The following is a 17139-nucleotide window of genomic DNA, read 5'->3' as shown; positions in this document are numbered from 1 at the left end:
TCGTCGGACAGACTCCTAGCATACCCCAAGCGCCAAAGCCGTCACGAGCGATCATGAGGCAATGTTACCCCCGACGTACCCCAAGCGTACCCCGGCAATCCCCAACAGCAACAAAAGCGATGCCTTGCAGGGGGAGTGGCTGAATAATAATCCAAGAGCAAGCAAGAGAAGCCAAGCGAGCACCCATGCTGTGGCTGAATCTAGCTTGCTCTTGCTGTTCCTCCGTTTGGTTCCGGCGGTGTTGGACTCCGGGAGGACTCTTGCTCCGTACGGATCCCAGTCGTGACGGTTTGCGCGGCGGAACGACTCTGGCTCCGTTGCGACCACTCCCAAAGTGTTCCCAAAGGCGATCAAACTCCTGCTCGGCACGGACGGCGAAGCCAAACCCGCTTGTGGATGACCGGAAGCAAAGCCTCCAAGCGTTCAACAACCACCTGACCCGACTACCCTGCTATGGCTGGCTCCGTGCCGCTTGCAACTGCTTTCGTCGGGTTCTTGTTTGCAAACTGTTGACAGAAAAGCCCAAAGAGGGCTGCGACAGCCTGCCTCCCCGCAACCTGTCACAGCCCCCAAACCCGCGTCCGCGCGGCCTCTCGGTTCTTACTCTTCCCCCGTCGCAATCGGATTCCCCTCGTACGAGATCCAATCGCTCCAGCTTCCGGGGTACAGCTTCACATTGTTCAGCCCCGCTTTGCTCAGTGCGATCACATTCGGGCAGGCCGTAACGCCGGAGCCGCAGTAGACGATGATCTCCTCCGCCTGACGGAGCCCGTCGAAACTCTCGGCCAGCGCAGCTTCGTTCTTCCAAGCGCCGGTCTCGTCCAAGGCGTCCTTCCAAAAATACGACTTCGCGCCGGGAATATGTCCAGCTATCCGGTCAATCGGCTCCTCGATACCAAGGTAACGCTTAGCTTCGCGGGAATCGATCAAAGCCACGCCGGGCTTGCCCAGCCGTTCCTTGACCTGCTCGACGCTGACAGTCAAGTCTTCGCGCACGTGGGGCGTAAATACGGCCTCGCGCAGGATCGGCGGCTCGTCGGTGACGGGGTAGCCCGCTTCCTTCCACTTGTTGTAGCCTCCGTCCAAAAGATACACCTTGTCGTGACCAAGGTAGGTGAGCAGCCACCATAAACGCGAAGCCATCGCTCCGCCCTGATCGTCGTAAGCGACGACGGTGGAGCCGGCATGGATGCCCGCTTGGCCCAGTTTCGCCGCAAGCTCCTGCACGTCAGGGAGCGGATGGCGGCCGCCGTGCTCCTTGATTGGGCTCGATAAGTCTCGCTCCAGGTCAAAATACACTGCGCCGGGAATGTGATCGATGTCGTAGCTTTGCTTCCCCGATTCCGACTTCCCTAGCGTGAACCGGCAGTCCGCGATGACGATGTGATCGTCCGTACCATGCTCGAAGAGCCACGGTTGGCTTACAATATGTTTCAAACCAATCACTTCCTTAGATGGGATGAAATACGGTATAGTTATCAGTATACAACGGAAAAATGCCCGGCGGAAGCGCAATCGTCGGCGCAACAAGCAGGAGGAACGATGCAAAACGAAACAAAAAGCTTCCGTCTCGTTCCGATGCGGGAAGATCACGGACGCGATGTCTGTACATGGAGTTATCCGCCTCCCTACGATTTGTACCATTGGAACCCGTGGGAGCAAATGATTGCACGCGGCGAGGAATTCGCCGATCCGCACATCCGCGAAGCGCAGTACCGGGCCGTACTTGACGAAGCCGGGGAGCTGTGCGGCTTTGCGCAGTTGTTCCCGATGGTCGGCGTCACGCGACTCGGGCTCGGACTGCGGCCGGACTTGTGCGGCCAAGGCAGCGGTGAGGCGTTTGTTCGCGCCATTGTCCGCGAGGCCAAACGCAGCGCGCCGGACAACGAAATCGATCTGGAAGTGCTGACGTGGAATCGACGGGCCATCCGAACTTACGAGGGGGCCGGTTTTGTCATCATGGATACGTATGAACGCCCGACGCCGGAAGGGTCCGGGGAGTTTCACTGCATGGTATGGACGGATACAATGAACAAAGGAGGACAAGACAATGGGGAATAACGCACAACCGAAGGCCGAACTTCTCGCCGAGTTTCGCGGGCTGCTCGCTTTTGCGGAAGAAATCCGCAGCGTGGACGCGCGGATATGGGACGAGCCTCTGGCGCCCGGCAAGTGGACGATGAAGGAAGTAGTTGGGCATCTGCTGCTATGGGACCAATATTTCTACGAGTCGGCGATCGGCAAAATTGCGGAAGGCAAGCCGCTGACGCTGAAGCATCTCGATTTCGAAGCGTTTAACGCTCGGGCGGCGCAATACGGGCGGGATCAATCCGGAGGCAAGCTCGCAGAGGAGCTCATGTTATGGCGCAGCCGCCTTGTGGATACGTTGGAAGGGTTGTCCGAGACAGAATTCCGACGATCGTTTCCGGACTTGGACGGCAAACCGTTCGTCATCTCGGAATACATCCCGGATTTCGTCTGGCACGACCGGCATCATATCGCGCAAATTCGCGAATTTTTGAGCCGAGCAAGCTAAGATCGGAGATCATCGAATGAAAAAAGAAGCGCTGCTCCGGATCGCGGACATTTTGAAGCGGCAGGGCATCCAGCGGGACCGGCTGGAGGCCGCCTTGCGGCAGCCGCTGCCGGCCGAAGTGCGCACACGCGTGCTTGCAGCTATGGCCGAGGCAGGAGGCTAAAGCAAGCGCTACGGCGTGCGTTCGTCTGCGCTTCCGGCATAAGCCTCGTCATACCGGGCGATGCTCGCGAAATCCAGCTCCGTCAATCCGCCCGCATGCCACGAGGTCAGGCGGAGCGTCACCATCCGATAATCGATGGCGATCATCGGGTGATGGTTCATGGCTTCCACGATTTCTGCAATCCGGTTCACAAACGCGATACTGCCTGCGAAGGCGGGGAAGCGGTATTTTTTCACCAGCCACTTCCCCTCTTCTACCATCCAGCCCTCAAGGCCGGATAGCCTCGCCTTCACTTCTTCCGCCGTCAGCTTGTTCCCCATGCCCTGCCGCTCCCCTTATACCAAGTGTATGACCCTTGTTAGCGCTTCCCCTCGATCGATGCGGATGACATGCCGCTTCGGGTCGTGCGTGACGGTACAGTCGCTGACGCTCATTTGCGCTTCCGTTCCGAGCCCGTAGAATAAATCGTCGGCCAGCGTCTTGATGCACTCCTTCCGCTCGCCTTCGTTCAATTCGTCCCAGTCCTCGGCCGACATGTCCAGAAACTCGTGGCAGCGTTCGATTTCTTGCAGCGCAATCGTGAAATCGTCGATAATGTCGCGGTATTCCCTGCCGAATTTAATGCCCATCGTTCTCCGCCTTTCCCGTTGCCACCCTCGTTTCCGCGTATCGGATTCGCCCTGTCCGTAAGTCCATACTCTCCGAAGAGACGGCGGCTCGCGGACGGGCGGACGGCAACTGCAATCCTGTTTGGCAATCCTTTTGACTCATTGTACTCGGAAACCAGACCGCCCGCAACCGAAGACATAAAGCCGTGTACAAGGAAAAATCGAGTTTCGGCCTTGATCCCGCACGCATTTCGATGCAAAATCTGGTACACTATAAGGATAGACAAAAAGGGCGGTGGGCGAAACATGCTGAAGCTGCAGATTCCGAAAAATCGAATAAACGAACTGATCGGGCATCTGCGCGACAATTTCGACCCGGCCAGGCTTGAGCGCGGATGGGCTTATTACCACAAGGGACAAGTGGCGGAGCTGGAGCTGGAGCATGGCGTGGAAGTGCATGCTTTGGTGCGCGGTACGAAGCGCTACGAAGTGATTCTCGATCTGGACCAGCTCGGCAAAAGCGAATGCAGCTGCCCGGACGGGGACAACTGCAAGCACATGGCCGCAGTCGCTTTTGCTCTGTACGCGCCGTTCGGCCGTCCGGAGCTGCTGCTGCAGCAGCTCAAGCAAGCGATCGCCGCCGTGCGCTCGCGGCAGCAGGCCAAGCAGACAGCGGTCTCCAAGGCTGCGGAGAAGCGGCAGGACCGGTTCGAGCCTCCGGCCCCGGATCACACGCCGGCCCAGTGGCAGAAGTTTTTCGACCAGCAGTTTTACGGCTTTTCCCTTAACCAGCAGCAGTCGATCGAGCTGTTCTACAGCTCAGTCAAGGAAAAGCTGACGCGCCACGGCGAAAGCTGGGAGCAGCCGCTGCGGGAGCTGTACGCGCTTCATGTGCTGTTCTTCGTGATGCGGAAAATCGAACAATTTTATCAGGAGACGAAAACGTCTTACCTTTCTTATTATATCGAAACGGGCTGCCGGACGGTCAGCCGCCAATGTCTGGAGGAGCTGCTGCGGCTTGTGCCCCGGCTCGATGTCGCGCTGCTGGCGGAAAAAGCTTCGGCTCCCTGGAAGGAGACGCTCGGCCTGCTGGCGGAAGCGGCGCTGTCGGGGAAGGAATCGCCTTTGTCGTGGTCTACCGTATACCGCAGCGTCTGGTGGCGGATGACAAGCTTTCCCACATGGATGGCGGAGGAGCGCGCCCGGCTGCGGCTCATGCTGGAAGCGCTCGATCTGATGCCGAGGCGGCGGGATGCGCTGCTGCTGGCGGAGGCGCATTTTGCCGTGATCGAAGGCGACGACGACGCGGCGCGGCAGAAGCTCGAAGCGCTGTCCAAGCGGGAAGCGCGGGACTACTTCCTCTATCTACACCGCTGCTACGAGGAAGAAGCGTGGGACCAGATGCTGGCTTGGCTGCGCTGGATGCTGCCTGTCGTGCAGCGGGCCCAGCAGGAGGAGCTGCGGCAGTTTTGCCAATATTGGATGGAAGCGGTGCAGCGGCAGACCGACGACGGCGAGTGGGTGTCGGTCATGATCGCGCTTCTGCCGCGGACGTACGGTTTCTATACGGCTTACTTGATGCAGGCGGAGCGCTATAAGGCTTGGATCGACTTGCAGCTCTCGAATCGCGTCTCGCCGCTGGACTTGTACTCGCTGGATTTGCAAACGGTCGAAAAGCACGACCCGTCGCTGATGCTGCCTCTGTTTCATCAGGCGGTAGAGCGTGGCATCGCGGAGAAAAACCGGATAGCCTACAAAAAAGCCGTTCACTTGCTGAAAAAGCTGCACACCCTATACACAAAACTGAACCGGTCGAACGACTGGGAAGATTTCATTTACCGGCTGGCGATGAAATATTCGCGCCTGCGCGCGCTGCAGGAAGAGCTGAGGAAAGGAAAATGGATTCCATGACCGATACGGGCCTCACCCACGTCCACGTGCGCTGGGCGCCACAGGGCGGCTTCTTCCTGTGGGGCGCCCGCTATAACGGCGGCGTCTGCGACGCTTATGATTTGCGGGACTGGCTGTTCGCTTGGCACGAGCCTTCCTTCTACGGAACGTTCATCGAAGTCATCGAGTCGCAGAACGTCGAAGGATTGCTGCTGCCTGTGCTGGAAGCACTTGACTATTTTGCGGCCCCGGGTATCGTCCGGCACCAGCGGCTCGCCTTCGGCCGCGAGCTGAAAGAGCTGACGCAGCTTGCGCCCTATGTCAAGGAAGCGCTGACGCACGGCCGCTTCATGCCGGATTTCGCCAAATGGAAGGCCGGAGAGCTCGGCTGGAAGCTGCAGCTGCCCGAGGCGGCAGCGGCCTGGTCCGCCTCGCCGGTTGCGCAGCATTGGCTGGATCTGCTCATCCCGGCGTGGATTCAGGAGGACGGCGTCATGCGCCAGAGTCTGGAGCAACTGGAGCGCTCGTTTCCGCTGCTTGGACGCGGGGGCGGGCAAGCGGCCGAGCTATGGATGGACGAAGAGGACTGGCTCATCTCCATCGGCTGGCAGTCCGACGGCACGCCGTTCCGCACGTGCCTGAAGCTCGAAGAGCCGGCGGAGTCCGGCGGCGCATGGCCGCTGCGCGTCGTGCTGCAGGACCGCAGCGACAAGGACGTGCAGCATGAAGTGGCCCCGTCCGCCGTCGCCGGTTGGACCGCGGCGGAGCCGGAGTCCGGCGGGACGGCCGCGGACGGGGCCGCAAGCGATGCGGCAGGCGGCATAACGGCGCAAGCGGAAGTGCCCGCGGACAACGCCGCGAACCGCGAAGCTATGGCGGCCGCTGCGGCAGAGGCGCTCCCCGCCGAGTGGCGCCCGCATCTCGGCCGCGCAGCGCGAGATACGGCGAAATGGCGGCGCATGCTGCCGTGGCTGGCCGAGGGCGAAGCCGGGCTGCGCAGCACACTGACGCCGGACGAGGCGTGGGAGCTGCTGGCCAAAGGCAGCCTGCGTCTGATGGAAGCGGGCTATTCAGTCATCCTGCCCGCATGGTGGGAACGCATCCGCAGATGGCGTCCACGCCTCAAAGCGAAGATCAAATCGTCGGTCGGCTCCGGCCCGCAGTCGATGTTCGGCCTGAATCAGCTCATGCAGTTCGATTGGAAAATCGCGCTGGGCGACGTCGAGCTAACCGAAGCCGAATTCCGCGAGCTGCTGGAGCAGAACCGGCGGCTCGTGCAAATCCGCGGGCAGTGGGTACAGCTCGACCCGGTTCATCTCGCCCAGCTCCAGCGCGTCATGCATCAGGTTGAGAAGAAGCAAGGGCTGTCGTTCCGCGACGTGCTGGAGCTTCATCTGCTCGGCTCCAGCGAAGGCGAAGAGGACAAAGACTTCCACCGTACGCTCAACATGGAAGTCGAGCTTGACGAGCAGCTTCAGGAGCTTGTCGATCTGCTTAACCACGCGAAGCGCCCTCCGCTGCTGGAGCCGCCGGACAGCTTCCGCGGCAAGCTTCGGCCGTATCAGGTGGAAGGCATCTCGTGGCTCGTATTCTTGCGCGAGTGCGGCCTCGGCGGCTGTCTGGCCGACGACATGGGGCTCGGCAAGACGATCCAGATGATCACGTATTTGCTGCACCTCCGGGAGCACCGGCTGGCCGCCGATCCCCAAGCGGCCGACACGCCGCAGACCGGCGGAGCCGCCCCTTCCCTGCTGATCTGCCCGACGTCCGTGCTGGGCAACTGGCAGAAGGAGCTGCAGCGCTTCGCGCCGGACCTGCGCGTACATCTGCATTATGGGCCTGCCCGGGCCAAAGGAAATAGCTTCGCCGAGAGCTGCGGCGACAGCGACCTCGTGCTGACGACGTACACGCTGTCGCATTTGGACGAGACGGAGCTGGGCTCCGTTTCATGGGAATCGATCTGCCTTGACGAAGCACAGAACATTAAGAATGCCTACACAAAGCAGGCGCAGTCGATCCGCAAGCTCGGCGGGCGGCACCGGATCGCCCTGACCGGGACCCCGATCGAGAACCGGCTGACCGAGCTGTGGTCGATCTTCGATTTTCTCAACCCGGGCTATCTCGGCACGCTGCGCGATTTCACCCAGCGGTACGTTGGCGCCATCGAGCGTACGCAGGACAAGGAGCTGATCGCCAAGGTACAGCGGCTGATCCGGCCCTTCCTGCTGCGGCGCGTCAAGAAGGACCCGTCCATTCAACTCGATCTGCCGGAAAAGTACGAGTACAAAACGTACGTCTCGCTGACGGCCGAGCAGGCGACACTGTACGAAAACTATATTCAAGACATGTTCGAGCGGATCGACAAGCTGTCGGCCATGGAACGCCGCGGGATGATTCTCGCCGCGTTGACGAAGCTGAAGCAAATCTGCAACCATCCGGCGCTGCTCGCCAAGGATGCCGTCCGGGCTCCGTTGCGCGAGCGGTCGAACAAGGTCGAACGGCTGCTGGAAATGGTGCAGGAGCTGCGGCAGGAAGGCGACAAGTGCCTCATTTTCACCCAATTCGTGGAGACCGGACATCTGCTGCGGCGGGTGCTGGAAGAAGAGTTTGGAGGCAAGGTGTCCTTTCTTCACGGAGGCAGCTCCAAGGCGGAGCGAGACCGCATGATCGAAACGTTCCAAGGCGAAGTGCCGCCGGAGGAGGACGATTCCGGCATCTTCCTGCTGTCGCTCAAAGCCGGCGGGACCGGACTTAACTTGACCGCGGCGAATCACGTGTTCCATTTCGACCGCTGGTGGAATCCCGCCGTGGAAAACCAGGCGACGGACCGCGCCTTCCGGATCGGCCAGACGCGCCATGTGCAGGTGCACAAATTCGTCACGCTGGGGACGCTGGAGGAACGCATCGACGAGATGATCGACAAGAAGCTTGGGCTTAGCCAGCAAATCGTCGGCACCGGCGAACAGTGGATCACCGAGCTGTCGACGGACGACTTGAGAGAGTTGTTCTCCCTCCGCAGCGAATGGGTGGAGCGCGCCTGAGCCGCTCCGCCGTTCGCCGCCAGCAGGAAACGAAGACCTGTGGCAAGTCCTCCTTTTCTCGCGCTTCAAGCACAGCCTAATCCGAATCAAGTAAGGACGCCAACTCCAGCATGCGGCTTGACGACACGCGTCCTTCCCCTATCCTCCTTTCCTTTTCTTTCACTTCCTGACATCCTTCGACTCACGTTGATATAAGCCTCCCTTTTCGGCGAAACAACAATAATTTTTTCGTTCCGGCTCGAATAGCATTGTTCGCTATAGAGGATTTACCCTGCTTTTGTCGAACTAGGAACGTACAAAAAATGTCTATATACCGAGAAGGTGGCTCCGCCATGAACATCACACGATCAAAAATTTCACTCGGTTACGTTATCGTCGTCGTTTTCCTGCTCGTGACGATCAGCATCTCCAGCTTTGTCGCATCCTCCAGTACGGAAAAGGAATTGAACAGAGTCGTTAACGAAGTGATTCCGCTAAACATTTTGGCCGAAAGCTTACTGGCTGACCTGGTCAATATGGAATCCGGGCTGCGGGGCTACGAAGTGACGGAAGACGAAAAGTACTTGGAGCCCTACGATTTCGGCAAAGCCCAGATGCAGGACGACCTGCTTGCTATGGCTGATTTTCAAAAAAAATACCCCGGCTTGCGCGGTGTCATGGAAGGCGACGCGATCCCGCAAATTCAGCGGCTGCAGGAGCATTATTCCAGCCAAATCGAGTTGATTCGCGCCGGGAAACTGCCCGATGCGATCAAGCGGGTGTCCATGGGTAAAAACCAGATGGACCGCTTTCGCCAAATTCATACGAAGCTGACCGCCGAGATCGATCTCATTGCATCGGAAGCGTATACATCGGCTCAAACCGCAGATAAACGGGGGCGCGTCATCGTTTTGATTGGGAGCGGGATCGCCATTATCGTCGGCCTGTTCTCACTCTTTCTCTTCAACCGGGCCAATCGGGCGGAAGCGGCGCTGCGCAAAAGCGAGGAAACGTACCGGTTCATGGCGGAAAGCTTAGAGGTGCAGAACGAAGAGATCGTTGCCCAGCAGGAGGAGCAGGAAGCGACGCTGGAGAAGCTGTCGCAGCGCGAGCTGGAATTGGAGGCCATCAGCAGCTATCAGGAAAAGCTGACCGGCTCGACGAACATGGCCGACTTTTTGAACGCTTCTCTCCCGGCGCTGCTGCAATCGCTGCAGCTTGACGCAGCTCTGCTTGTCTTGAAAACGCCGGGCGGCGACGGGACGGAAGTGGCTTATCGGGTTGCCTATTCCATCGGCTATCCGTCGACGCTGCCCGCCATGCTGGAAAGCGAGCTGTTCGGCCTGGCACGGCGCGTCCTGAAGGAGAAAATGCCGCTGGAGAGCGTGCGTCAAGCCACCGCGCAGGAACGCGGCTTCCATCAAAGCATCACCCACGCGATAGACCGGTATTATCCGCTGTTCAACGATGAGCATGAACCGACCGGCTTCCTGCTGCTGACCGGATATCTAACTTCGCCGGACGAGCAAAAAACACGGCTGGCCAAAGGGCTCATCCGCCAATTCGGACTTGCCTTCCTGACGCAGCAAATGAACGAGGAGCGCCGCCGTCAATCCGCCCGTCTGGAGGCGCTCTACGAGCAGCTTCAACAGGAGAAGGCGGCCATGGAGGAGCAACGCGACCTGATCAACAACGTCCTCGAATCGACCCACGAGGGCATGATGATGTGCGACGCTTCAGGGAAGCTGATGTTTTTCAATCATCGCATGCACGATTTCCTTCGGCTTAGCGGACGCACCGGCGAGTCGATCACCGAGATCAGTCAGGAGCTGCTCGATAGCTCGCCAAGCTTCGCCCGCGTTTCCCAATCGATCCGCAGTCTGCTGCGCGGCGACTTGAACAAGCTGACGGAGCGCTTCTCCTTCACCGACGGGGAGGATCAGCAAAGATATGTGGAGCTGTACGCCATCCGAATGATGGTCGAACGCCACGACGAGGAGCTCGGCTTCCTGTTCGTGTTCCGCGACCGGACCGAGGAAGAGAAAGTCGACGAAATGAAAAACGAATTCATCAGCATCGTCTCGCACGAGCTGCGAACGCCGCTTGCGAGCGTCCTCGGTTTTATCGAGATATTGCTTCATCGCCAGCTTACGCCGGAGAAGCAGCAGCGTTACCTGCAAACCGTCTATAAAGAGGCGACCCGGCTTTCGACGCTGATCAACGACTTTTTGGATCTGCAGCGGATGGAATCCGGCAAGCAAATTTATCATTTTGCTCCGGTGGAGCTGGGAGAGCTGCTGCAAGAGGTGGTCGAGCAATGGCGAGGCAAGCAAAGCCACGACCTCTCGCTGCATCTGCCGCTGCACGAAGTATGGGTGCGCGGTGATGCGGACCGGTTGAAGCAGGTGGCGCACAACCTGCTCAGCAACGCGATCAAATATTCGCCTCAGGCGGAGCGCGTCGATCTGACGCTCCGGCAGGATGGTCAAGCCGTACAATTCCTGATCCAGGATTACGGGCTCGGTATCCCGGAGGAAGCCAAGGATAAGCTGTTTTCCAAATTTTACCGCGTCGACAATTCCGACCGCAGGCAGATTGGCGGAACAGGCCTCGGACTATCCATCGTGCGGGAAATCATCGAAGGCCACGAAGGGACAGTCGCGTTCGAATCGGAGATGGGCGCAGGCACGACCTTCACGGTGACGCTCCAAGCTTACCGGGTCGGAACGGCGGACAACAGCATCATGATTTTGGAGGATGACGATAATTTGGCGAAGCTGATTCAAGTGGCGCTCGCCAAGCTGCATATCCCGACGATGCACGTGCGTTCGGCCGAGGAAGGCATTCTCGCCCTGCACCGGATCGAAGAGGGCGGTCCAAGACTGTGTATCGTGGACATTCATTTGGAGGGAACGAAGAACGGCTGGGATTTCATCGGCGAGCTGTATCGCCATCCGAAGTTTTACCGGACCCCGGTGATCGTATCCACGGCTCTGGAGCCGCCGCAGGATTATCACGAGAGGGATATCGAAAAGTTTTTGCGCAAGCCGTTCTCGATGGATAAGCTGCTGCAGGTGGCCGAGCAGTTGCTTAGCAACACCGATCGGCATCCGGCGTACATTTTCCCGGCACAGGATGAAAATTTCCTGACCAACACGCTCGCCAAAAACGGCATCGAGGTCGAAGAGATCACCCGGAAGCCCGATCTGATCGAGATCGAGCCGAAAACGCGCCAGCCTTCCGGCGACGAAGACTCCCAGGCCGGATAGTCCTGATTCCATTAAAAAGCGCAAGACCCCCATTCGGCACTCCGTCAACACGGCGTCCCGGATGGGGGTCTTTTTAGGTTTCGTCATAACGGGCTGTCTTCCGTTCCCGCCTTAAGCCCGCACGCCGAGGTGCCGCAAAAACGCCCGGAACCGCTCCATTCCCTGCTCGCTGCGCTTGTACACGCCCGCGTCGCGCAGCACGTCCGCGAACTTGCGCCCCGTCTCCGTCTGCAGCGCTTGCCTCGCGTCCTCCTCCGGCATCGCCGTACCGTAACGGCTGACAAGCTCCTCCAGCCATTCGGCATGCTTGTGCAGTGGATGCGACGGATCGCGCGTCACCTTCCCGTCCAGCTTCTCCTCCCCGGTCAGCAGCTTGGACGCCAGCTCCAGCTCGTCCTTGAGACGACCCGGCAGCACGGCGAGCCCCATCACCTCGATCAAGCCGACGTTCTCTTTCTTAATGTGGTGAAGCTCCTTGTGCGGGTGAAAAATGCCGTCGGGATGCTCTTCGCTGGTCCGGTTGTTGCGCAGCACCAGATCGAGCTCGTACTCCCCGCTCGCATTGTTGCGGGCAATGGGGGTGATCGTGTTATGCGGCACCTTGACGCCCGCCTGCTCCGTAAACGCGAAGATGTCCTGCGACGGATCGCTGTAAGACTTCCACGCATCCAGAATCGCCGTGGCGAGCTTCAACAACGGATCGCAGTTAGGAGCGGAGAGGCGAATGACTGACATCGGCCATTTGACGATGCCGATCTTCAAGCCGGGATAATCCGGATGGCTGAAGCTCTCCTCGACGCCCGCCTTTTCCATCGGAAACTTATGCCGTCCGCCTTGAAAATGATCGTGGTTCAGGATCGATCCGCCGACGATCGGCAGGTCGGCATTCGAGCCGATGAAATAATGCGGGAAACGCTCCACGAAATCGAGTAGGCGCTCGAACGTCTCCTTCGACGTCTTCATCGGCCGGTGCTCCCGGTCGAAAATGATGCTGTGCTCGTTGTAATACACGTAAGGCGAATATTGAAAGTACCACGTTTCCCCGGCCAGCTCAACCGGAATGACCCGCAGGTTCTGTCGCGCCGGATGATTGAGTCTGCCGGCGTAGCCTACGTTTTCGATGCACAGCAGGCATTTGGGGTAATGGCTCTGCGGCGCGTTTCGGAGCATCGCGATTTCTTTCGGGTCTTTCTCGGGCTTCGACAGGTTTATGGTAATTTCGATATCCCCATATTCCGTCGGCGCAAGCCAATACATGTTTTTACCGATCCGGTCCATACGGATGTAGTTCGAATCGATGCACAGCTTGTAGAAATCGTCCGTCGCCGCTTCGATGCCGGCCAACTTCGCGGTCGTCCAGAACCGGTGCACAAGCTCGGATGACCGAGGCATGAGCTGCCCCATCAAACGGGCATCCAGCAGATCGCGTACCGTCGTGTTGTTCTCTTCAAGCAGGCCCGATTCGGCCGCGTAATCGACCAGCGGCTCCAGCAGCTCCAATGCGCTGTCCGCTACCGGCTCGTTCAGATCGCCCTCGTACGGCTCGCCGATACACAGCAGATCGAGCAGCCCGTTGCGGGCCGCATACACATCCAGCGGCTCCAGCAATCCGCGCTTCAGGCCAAATTGCAGCAGTCGTTCGACCCGATAGGCCGCCTTCCGGTCGGGAGAGCCGAATTCGGTTTCCATCTGTCTTTGTTCCATTGTTCTCCACTCCTTCGGATCGGCCGGCCTTCGGCCCGAACGCCCGCACCCGTCATTTTACTTGCCGTAGCCGTCCGGATTCGCTTGATGCCAAGCCCATGCAGAGGCGATGATTTGCTGCAGGCTGTCCCGCTTCGGCTGCCAGCCGAGCTCTGTTCTGCCGCGCTCCGAGGAGGCGACAAGCACCGCCGGGTCTCCGGCTCTGCGGGCTTCGACGACGGCCGGAATCGCATGTCCCGTCACTTCGCGCGCGATGTCGATCACTTCTTTGACGGAGAAGCCTTTGCCGTTGCCCAGGTTATATACGCTGCTGTCCCCGCCGGCGCGAAGCTTTTCCACCGCGAGAATGTGGGCGTCCGCCAAGTCGGTCACATGGATGTAGTCGCGGATGCACGTGCCGTCCGGCGTCGCATAATCGTCGCCGTAAATCGAGATATGCGCGCGCTTGCCAAGCGCCACCTGCAGAATGATCGGCACCAGATGGGTCTCCGGCGAATGGTCTTCGCCGATCCGGCCGCTTTCGTGCGCGCCTGCTGCATTGAAATAGCGCAGCGAGACGTATTTGATGCCGTGCGCGGTATCGAACCAGCGCATCATCTTCTCCATGGCGAGCTTCGTTTCGCCGTAAGCGTTCGTCGGCAGCGTCCGGTCCGACTCCAGAATCGGAATGTTCTCGGGCTCGCCGTACGTCGCCGCCGTGGACGAGAACACGATTTTTTTGACGCCGTATTCGTTCATCTTCTCCAGCAGGCAGAGCGTCCCGTAGACGTTGTTATGATAATATTTGCCGGGTACCTGCATGCTTTCGCCGACGAGCGAGTTTGCTGCGAAATGAATGACGGCGTCGATGTCGTTTTCGCGGAATACCGTGTCTAAAAAGTCCGCATCGCGAATGTCCCCGACGTACAGCTTGCCGCCAAGCACCGCTTTCCGGTGTCCTTGCTGCAAATTGTCGACGATAACGACCTCTTCGCCTTTTGACAGCAGCTCGGCTACCGTATGCGAGCCGATGTAGCCCGCGCCTCCGGTTACCATAATGGCCATAGTTAAGCCTCTCCTTCCGTCCATCCGAATGTTTGATTCCGTCCGTTCATCGCCAGACGATCATGCCTATAGCTGCAGCTCCTGCACGCCATTCCCAATGTCGCACACATAGAAGTCCGCGGTCAAGCCGGTCTTCTCCTTATACACACGGCCCACTTCGCCGACAAATTGCTCCACGCTGTCTTGATGCACCAACGATACTGTGCAGCCGCCGAAGCCGGCGCCCGTCATCCGCGAGCCAAGTACGCCGGGAGCAGCAAGCGCCGCTTCGACCATCGTGTCCAACTCGACGCCGGTCACCTCATACAAGTCGCGCAGTGAGTTATGCGAGCCGATCATCAGCCGGCCGAACGCCGCCAGGTCCCCCCGTTCCAGCACCTCGATGGACTGCAACACCCGGTCGATCTCCTCGACGACGTGCTGAGCCCGCTTGCGCACCGTTTCGTCCGGAATCAGATGCTGCGCGCTCCGGTATTGCTCCAGCGACAGCTGACCGAGCAGCGTCAGGCCGGGATATTCGGCAGCCAAATGCTTCGCCGCCTGCTCGCACTGCGAACGCCGCTCGTTGTAGGCGGAGTCGACGAGCCCGCGCTTTTTGTTCGTATTGCCGATCACCAGCTTGTATTCGCCGCTGACGAATGGCACATGCTTGTATTCCAGCGTATCGCACATGAGCAAAATCGCATGCTCCTTCTTGCCCATCGCTACTGCAAATTGATCCATGATGCCGCACTGCACGCCGATGAATTCGTTCTCGGCCTTTTGCGACAGCAGCGCGATCTCCACCTTGTCCGTCGGCTGCCCTTCCATTGCGAGCAGGCCGAAGGCCGTCACCACTTCGATAGAAGCTGAGGAGGAAAGGCCGGAGCCGTTCGGAATTGCCCCGCTGTACAAAATATCGTAACCGCCGACGGATAGCCCCCGCTTTTGCAGCTCGCGGATGATGCCCTTCGGGTAATTGATCCAATCGTCTTCGGCGCGGAATTCGACCTGCTGAATGGAAATATGCTTGTGCAGCGGAAAGTCGGTGGAAGCGAAGCCCACCTGATCGTCCTCCCGCTTCCGGATCAGCATCGTCGTGCCAAACGTCAGAGCGGCCGGAAAAACGTAGCCACCGTTGTAATCCGTGTGCTCTCCGATCAGATTGACGCGCCCCGGCGCATGAAACGCCCGGATCGGATTGGAGCTATCTCCTCCGTACAGCTCGACAAACTGCTCCTGCAATGCTTTGACTCCCGTCATGACGGTTCACCTCGTTATGGATTTAAGAAGATACGTTCGATATAGCGAAATTTCTATAGTAAGCTTTGCCTCAAGTATAGACCGGACAATCGGTTTTCACTATGGAACGATGTCAGGATGGCATGGAAAAATGTTAGATCATGAACGCACAGACGCCCTCCTTCGTGCTATACTGAACGTATCCGGGGCAATGCCCAAAAGGAGGCGAGTTCGCGCCGTGTCCGAGCCCGTCAAACGTCCCGATACCTACTTTGTCGTATCCAACCCGTACCCCGCGCCGGAAGACAGCCCTTTGACGGTCCTGTTCGCCGGCCACAGCCAAACGAAGCCGGGGCATAAGCCCGGACCGAAGGTAGTCGATTATTATTTGCTGCATCATGTGTTATCTGGCAAGGGCACCTACGTCTGCCAAGGACAAACCTACGAGCTTGGCGCCGGAGACAGCTTCCTGATCGAGCCGGGCAAGCTGGTCAATTATATGGCCGATGCGCTTGATCCGTGGCACTACCGTTGGGTCGCCTTCGAAGGGCAGCTTGCCGGGCGCTTGCTGCAAGATACGGGCCTGAGCTCGCACCAGCCGGTCGTCCATACCGGACGAAAGCGCTCGATCGGCGTCCTGTTCCGCCAAGTGCAATTGGCGTTTCAGCACCGCGGCGCAGGTGCCAATCTGAAAGCAAACGGCTGCCTGCACCTGCTGTTCGCCGAGTTCGCGGAAGCGCTTCACCCCCTTCGCGGGGACGAGCCGGAGCAGGCGACCGCGGCGGGGCAAACGGTGCAGCGGGCGCTGCAATATTTATCCAAGCAGTATGCGGAGCCGATCACGATCGAGCTGATGGCCGAGTCTCTCGGCTACAACCGCGCGTATCTTTCGACGCTGTTCAAGCGGCAGACCGGGCTGACGCCTGTGACGTTCCTGCTCCGGCTCCGGCTCGACAAAGCGCGCCATCTGCTGCGGGAGCGCCCGGAGCTGACCGTGGAGCAGATTGCGTCTTCGGTCGGCTTCCAGGACCCGCTGTACTTTTCGAAGCAGTTCAAGTGGCACTACCAGCTCTCGCCGACCGATTACCGCAGCTCGCTGCTGCATCCCCCAGGCTCCGGCGATTAAGCGTCACGCATGCGATTCGCTTCTGGCGGCGCTGACGTACGAGTCTCTATTCACCCCCTTTCGCGAGGGGCAGCATGAAGGCGATGCAGGCGCCTTGACCTACGTGGCTTTGCGCCCAGATCCGGCCCCCATGGTAGTCGACAATCTCTTTGGCGATAGCCAGCCCGAGGCCGCTGCCGCCGCCGGCCGTGTTGCGGGACTTGTCTTTTTTATAGAAACGGTCGAAAATGTGCGGCAAGTCTTCCGGATCGATGCCCGGGCCGTTATCCTGCACCTGCATAACAAGCGAATGCTCGTCCACGATAAAATGAAGCTGGATCAGCCCGCCGCGCGGCGTATGCTTGACCGCATTGTAAATCACGTTGGTCAGCACCTGATCGATCCGGTCGACGTCGATTTTGACCACGGCCTGCCGGTGGGCTTCGGGCCGCAGCGAGTAGACAACCGTCTCGAACTTAAGCCCGGCGCCGGCCAGCTCCAGCTCATAGCGCTCGTCGAAATAGCGGATAAAATCGTCCGTACTCACCGGCTGGATATCGAAATCCATCTGTCTGGCCT

14 protein-coding genes are annotated in these 17139 nt (G+C 59.2%); 7 read left to right on the top strand and 7 right to left on the bottom strand.

The window, feature by feature from the left end; genetic code table 11:
* Positions 1 to 600 precede the first annotated feature (600 nt).
* The gene (locus tag BLO51_RS15115) at positions 601 to 1437 is read right to left on the bottom strand and encodes a sulfurtransferase (RefSeq protein ID WP_090673164.1); all 837 of its coding nucleotides are present in this window, start codon (positions 1435 to 1437) and stop codon (positions 601 to 603) included.
* A 105-nt stretch (positions 1438 to 1542) separates the two neighbouring features.
* Here BLO51_RS15115 and BLO51_RS15110 point away from each other — a divergent pair, with 105 nt between their 5' ends.
* From BLO51_RS15110 to BLO51_RS29245, 3 genes are read left to right on the top strand one after another with little or no spacing between them, the layout of a single operon-like run.
* Complete coding sequence (locus tag BLO51_RS15110; protein ID WP_090673162.1) at positions 1543 to 2061, top strand: GNAT family N-acetyltransferase; 519 nt, start codon at positions 1543 to 1545, stop codon at positions 2059 to 2061.
* Positions 2051 to 2536: a DinB family protein gene (locus tag BLO51_RS15105; protein ID WP_090673160.1), complete on the top strand. Its 486-nt coding sequence runs from the start codon at positions 2051 to 2053 to the stop codon at positions 2534 to 2536. Before BLO51_RS15110 ends, BLO51_RS15105 begins: the two co-directional genes overlap by 11 nt.
* 16 nt (positions 2537 to 2552) lie before the next feature.
* Positions 2553 to 2699 (top strand): hypothetical protein, encoded by a 147-nt coding sequence (locus BLO51_RS29245; protein ID WP_167670217.1) that lies wholly within the window; start codon positions 2553 to 2555, stop codon positions 2697 to 2699.
* A gap of 8 nt (positions 2700 to 2707) precedes the next feature.
* On the opposite strand, the gene BLO51_RS15100 is transcribed toward BLO51_RS29245, so the two are convergent.
* Together BLO51_RS15100 and BLO51_RS15095 are read right to left on the bottom strand one after the other, a co-directional pair.
* Positions 2708 to 3019 (bottom strand): 4a-hydroxytetrahydrobiopterin dehydratase, encoded by a 312-nt coding sequence (locus BLO51_RS15100; protein WP_090673158.1) that lies wholly within the window; start codon positions 3017 to 3019, stop codon positions 2708 to 2710.
* 15 nt (positions 3020 to 3034) lie between these two features.
* Positions 3035 to 3328: a hypothetical protein gene (locus BLO51_RS15095; protein WP_090673156.1), complete on the bottom strand. Its 294-nt coding sequence runs from the start codon at positions 3326 to 3328 to the stop codon at positions 3035 to 3037.
* 285 nt (positions 3329 to 3613) lie between these two features.
* On the opposite strand from BLO51_RS15095, the gene BLO51_RS15090 reads away from it, so the two are divergent.
* The 3 genes from BLO51_RS15090 (at position 3614) to BLO51_RS15080 (ending at position 11486) form a co-directional block, all read left to right on the top strand.
* On the top strand, positions 3614 to 5218 hold the full coding sequence (locus BLO51_RS15090) for an SWIM zinc finger family protein (RefSeq protein ID WP_090673154.1): 1605 nt from the start codon (positions 3614 to 3616) through the stop codon (positions 5216 to 5218).
* Positions 5206 to 8238: a DEAD/DEAH box helicase gene (locus BLO51_RS15085; protein ID WP_090673152.1), complete on the top strand. Its 3033-nt coding sequence runs from the start codon at positions 5206 to 5208 to the stop codon at positions 8236 to 8238. Before BLO51_RS15090 ends, BLO51_RS15085 begins: the two co-directional genes overlap by 13 nt.
* A gap of 332 nt (positions 8239 to 8570) precedes the next feature.
* Positions 8571 to 11486 carry an ATP-binding protein gene (locus BLO51_RS15080; RefSeq protein WP_090673150.1) on the top strand — a complete coding sequence of 972 codons (2916 nt, stop codon included), beginning with the start codon at positions 8571 to 8573 and terminating at the stop codon, positions 11484 to 11486.
* Positions 11487 to 11597: 111 nt separating this feature from the next.
* Here the strand turns inward: BLO51_RS15080 and BLO51_RS15075 are convergent, their stop codons facing one another.
* The 3 genes from BLO51_RS15075 to BLO51_RS15065 all read right to left on the bottom strand — a co-directional run bounded on the left by BLO51_RS15075 (position 11598) and on the right by BLO51_RS15065 (position 15476).
* Positions 11598 to 13190, bottom strand: a complete 1593-nt coding sequence (locus BLO51_RS15075) for a UDP-glucose--hexose-1-phosphate uridylyltransferase (protein WP_090673147.1) — start codon at positions 13188 to 13190, stop codon at positions 11598 to 11600.
* A gap of 57 nt (positions 13191 to 13247) precedes the next feature.
* Positions 13248 to 14234, bottom strand: coding sequence for a UDP-glucose 4-epimerase GalE (gene galE / locus BLO51_RS15070; protein WP_090673145.1), 987 nt, complete (start codon positions 14232 to 14234; stop codon positions 13248 to 13250).
* 66 nt (positions 14235 to 14300) lie between these two features.
* Positions 14301 to 15476 carry a galactokinase gene (locus BLO51_RS15065; protein ID WP_090673143.1) on the bottom strand — a complete coding sequence of 392 codons (1176 nt, stop codon included), beginning with the start codon at positions 15474 to 15476 and terminating at the stop codon, positions 14301 to 14303.
* Positions 15477 to 15666: 190 nt separating this feature from the next.
* Here BLO51_RS15065 and BLO51_RS15060 point away from each other — a divergent pair, with 190 nt between their 5' ends.
* Positions 15667 to 16581, top strand: coding sequence for an AraC family transcriptional regulator (locus tag BLO51_RS15060; protein ID WP_090673239.1), 915 nt, complete (start codon positions 15667 to 15669; stop codon positions 16579 to 16581).
* Between the two features lie 46 nt (positions 16582 to 16627).
* Here the strand turns inward: BLO51_RS15060 and BLO51_RS31200 are convergent, their stop codons facing one another.
* A complete protein-coding gene (locus tag BLO51_RS31200; protein ID WP_425415812.1) occupies positions 16628 to 17128 on the bottom strand; it encodes a sensor histidine kinase in 501 nt (166 codons plus the stop codon).
* Positions 17129 to 17139 lie beyond the last annotated feature (11 nt).

This window comes from Paenibacillus tianmuensis (genome assembly GCF_900100345.1).
Classification (GTDB): domain Bacteria; phylum Bacillota; class Bacilli; order Paenibacillales; family NBRC-103111; genus Paenibacillus_G; species Paenibacillus_G tianmuensis.
This window is presented reverse-complemented; position numbering and strand designations above follow the sequence as displayed.

Coding starts and splice junctions, on each gene's coding strand:
- BLO51_RS15060 (WP_090673239.1), top strand. CDS start 15,667: ATGCCCAAAAGGAGGCGAGTTCGCGCCGTGTCCGAGCCCGTCAAACGT.
- BLO51_RS15080 (WP_090673150.1), top strand. CDS start 8,571: ATGAACATCACACGATCAAAAATTTCACTCGGTTACGTTATCGTCGTC.
- BLO51_RS15100 (WP_090673158.1), bottom strand. CDS start 3,019: ATGGGGAACAAGCTGACGGCGGAAGAAGTGAAGGCGAGGCTATCCGGC.
- BLO51_RS15090 (WP_090673154.1), top strand. CDS start 3,614: ATGCTGAAGCTGCAGATTCCGAAAAATCGAATAAACGAACTGATCGGG.
- BLO51_RS15110 (WP_090673162.1), top strand. CDS start 1,543: ATGCAAAACGAAACAAAAAGCTTCCGTCTCGTTCCGATGCGGGAAGAT.
- BLO51_RS31200 (WP_425415812.1), bottom strand. CDS start 17,128: ATGGATTTCGATATCCAGCCGGTGAGTACGGACGATTTTATCCGCTAT.
- BLO51_RS15095 (WP_090673156.1), bottom strand. CDS start 3,328: ATGGGCATTAAATTCGGCAGGGAATACCGCGACATTATCGACGATTTC.
- BLO51_RS15105 (WP_090673160.1), top strand. CDS start 2,051: ATGGGGAATAACGCACAACCGAAGGCCGAACTTCTCGCCGAGTTTCGC.
- BLO51_RS15085 (WP_090673152.1), top strand. CDS start 5,206: ATGGATTCCATGACCGATACGGGCCTCACCCACGTCCACGTGCGCTGG.
- BLO51_RS15065 (WP_090673143.1), bottom strand. CDS start 15,476: ATGACGGGAGTCAAAGCATTGCAGGAGCAGTTTGTCGAGCTGTACGGA.
- BLO51_RS29245 (WP_167670217.1), top strand. CDS start 2,553: ATGAAAAAAGAAGCGCTGCTCCGGATCGCGGACATTTTGAAGCGGCAG.
- galE (WP_090673145.1), bottom strand. CDS start 14,234: ATGGCCATTATGGTAACCGGAGGCGCGGGCTACATCGGCTCGCATACG.
- BLO51_RS15075 (WP_090673147.1), bottom strand. CDS start 13,190: ATGGAACAAAGACAGATGGAAACCGAATTCGGCTCTCCCGACCGGAAG.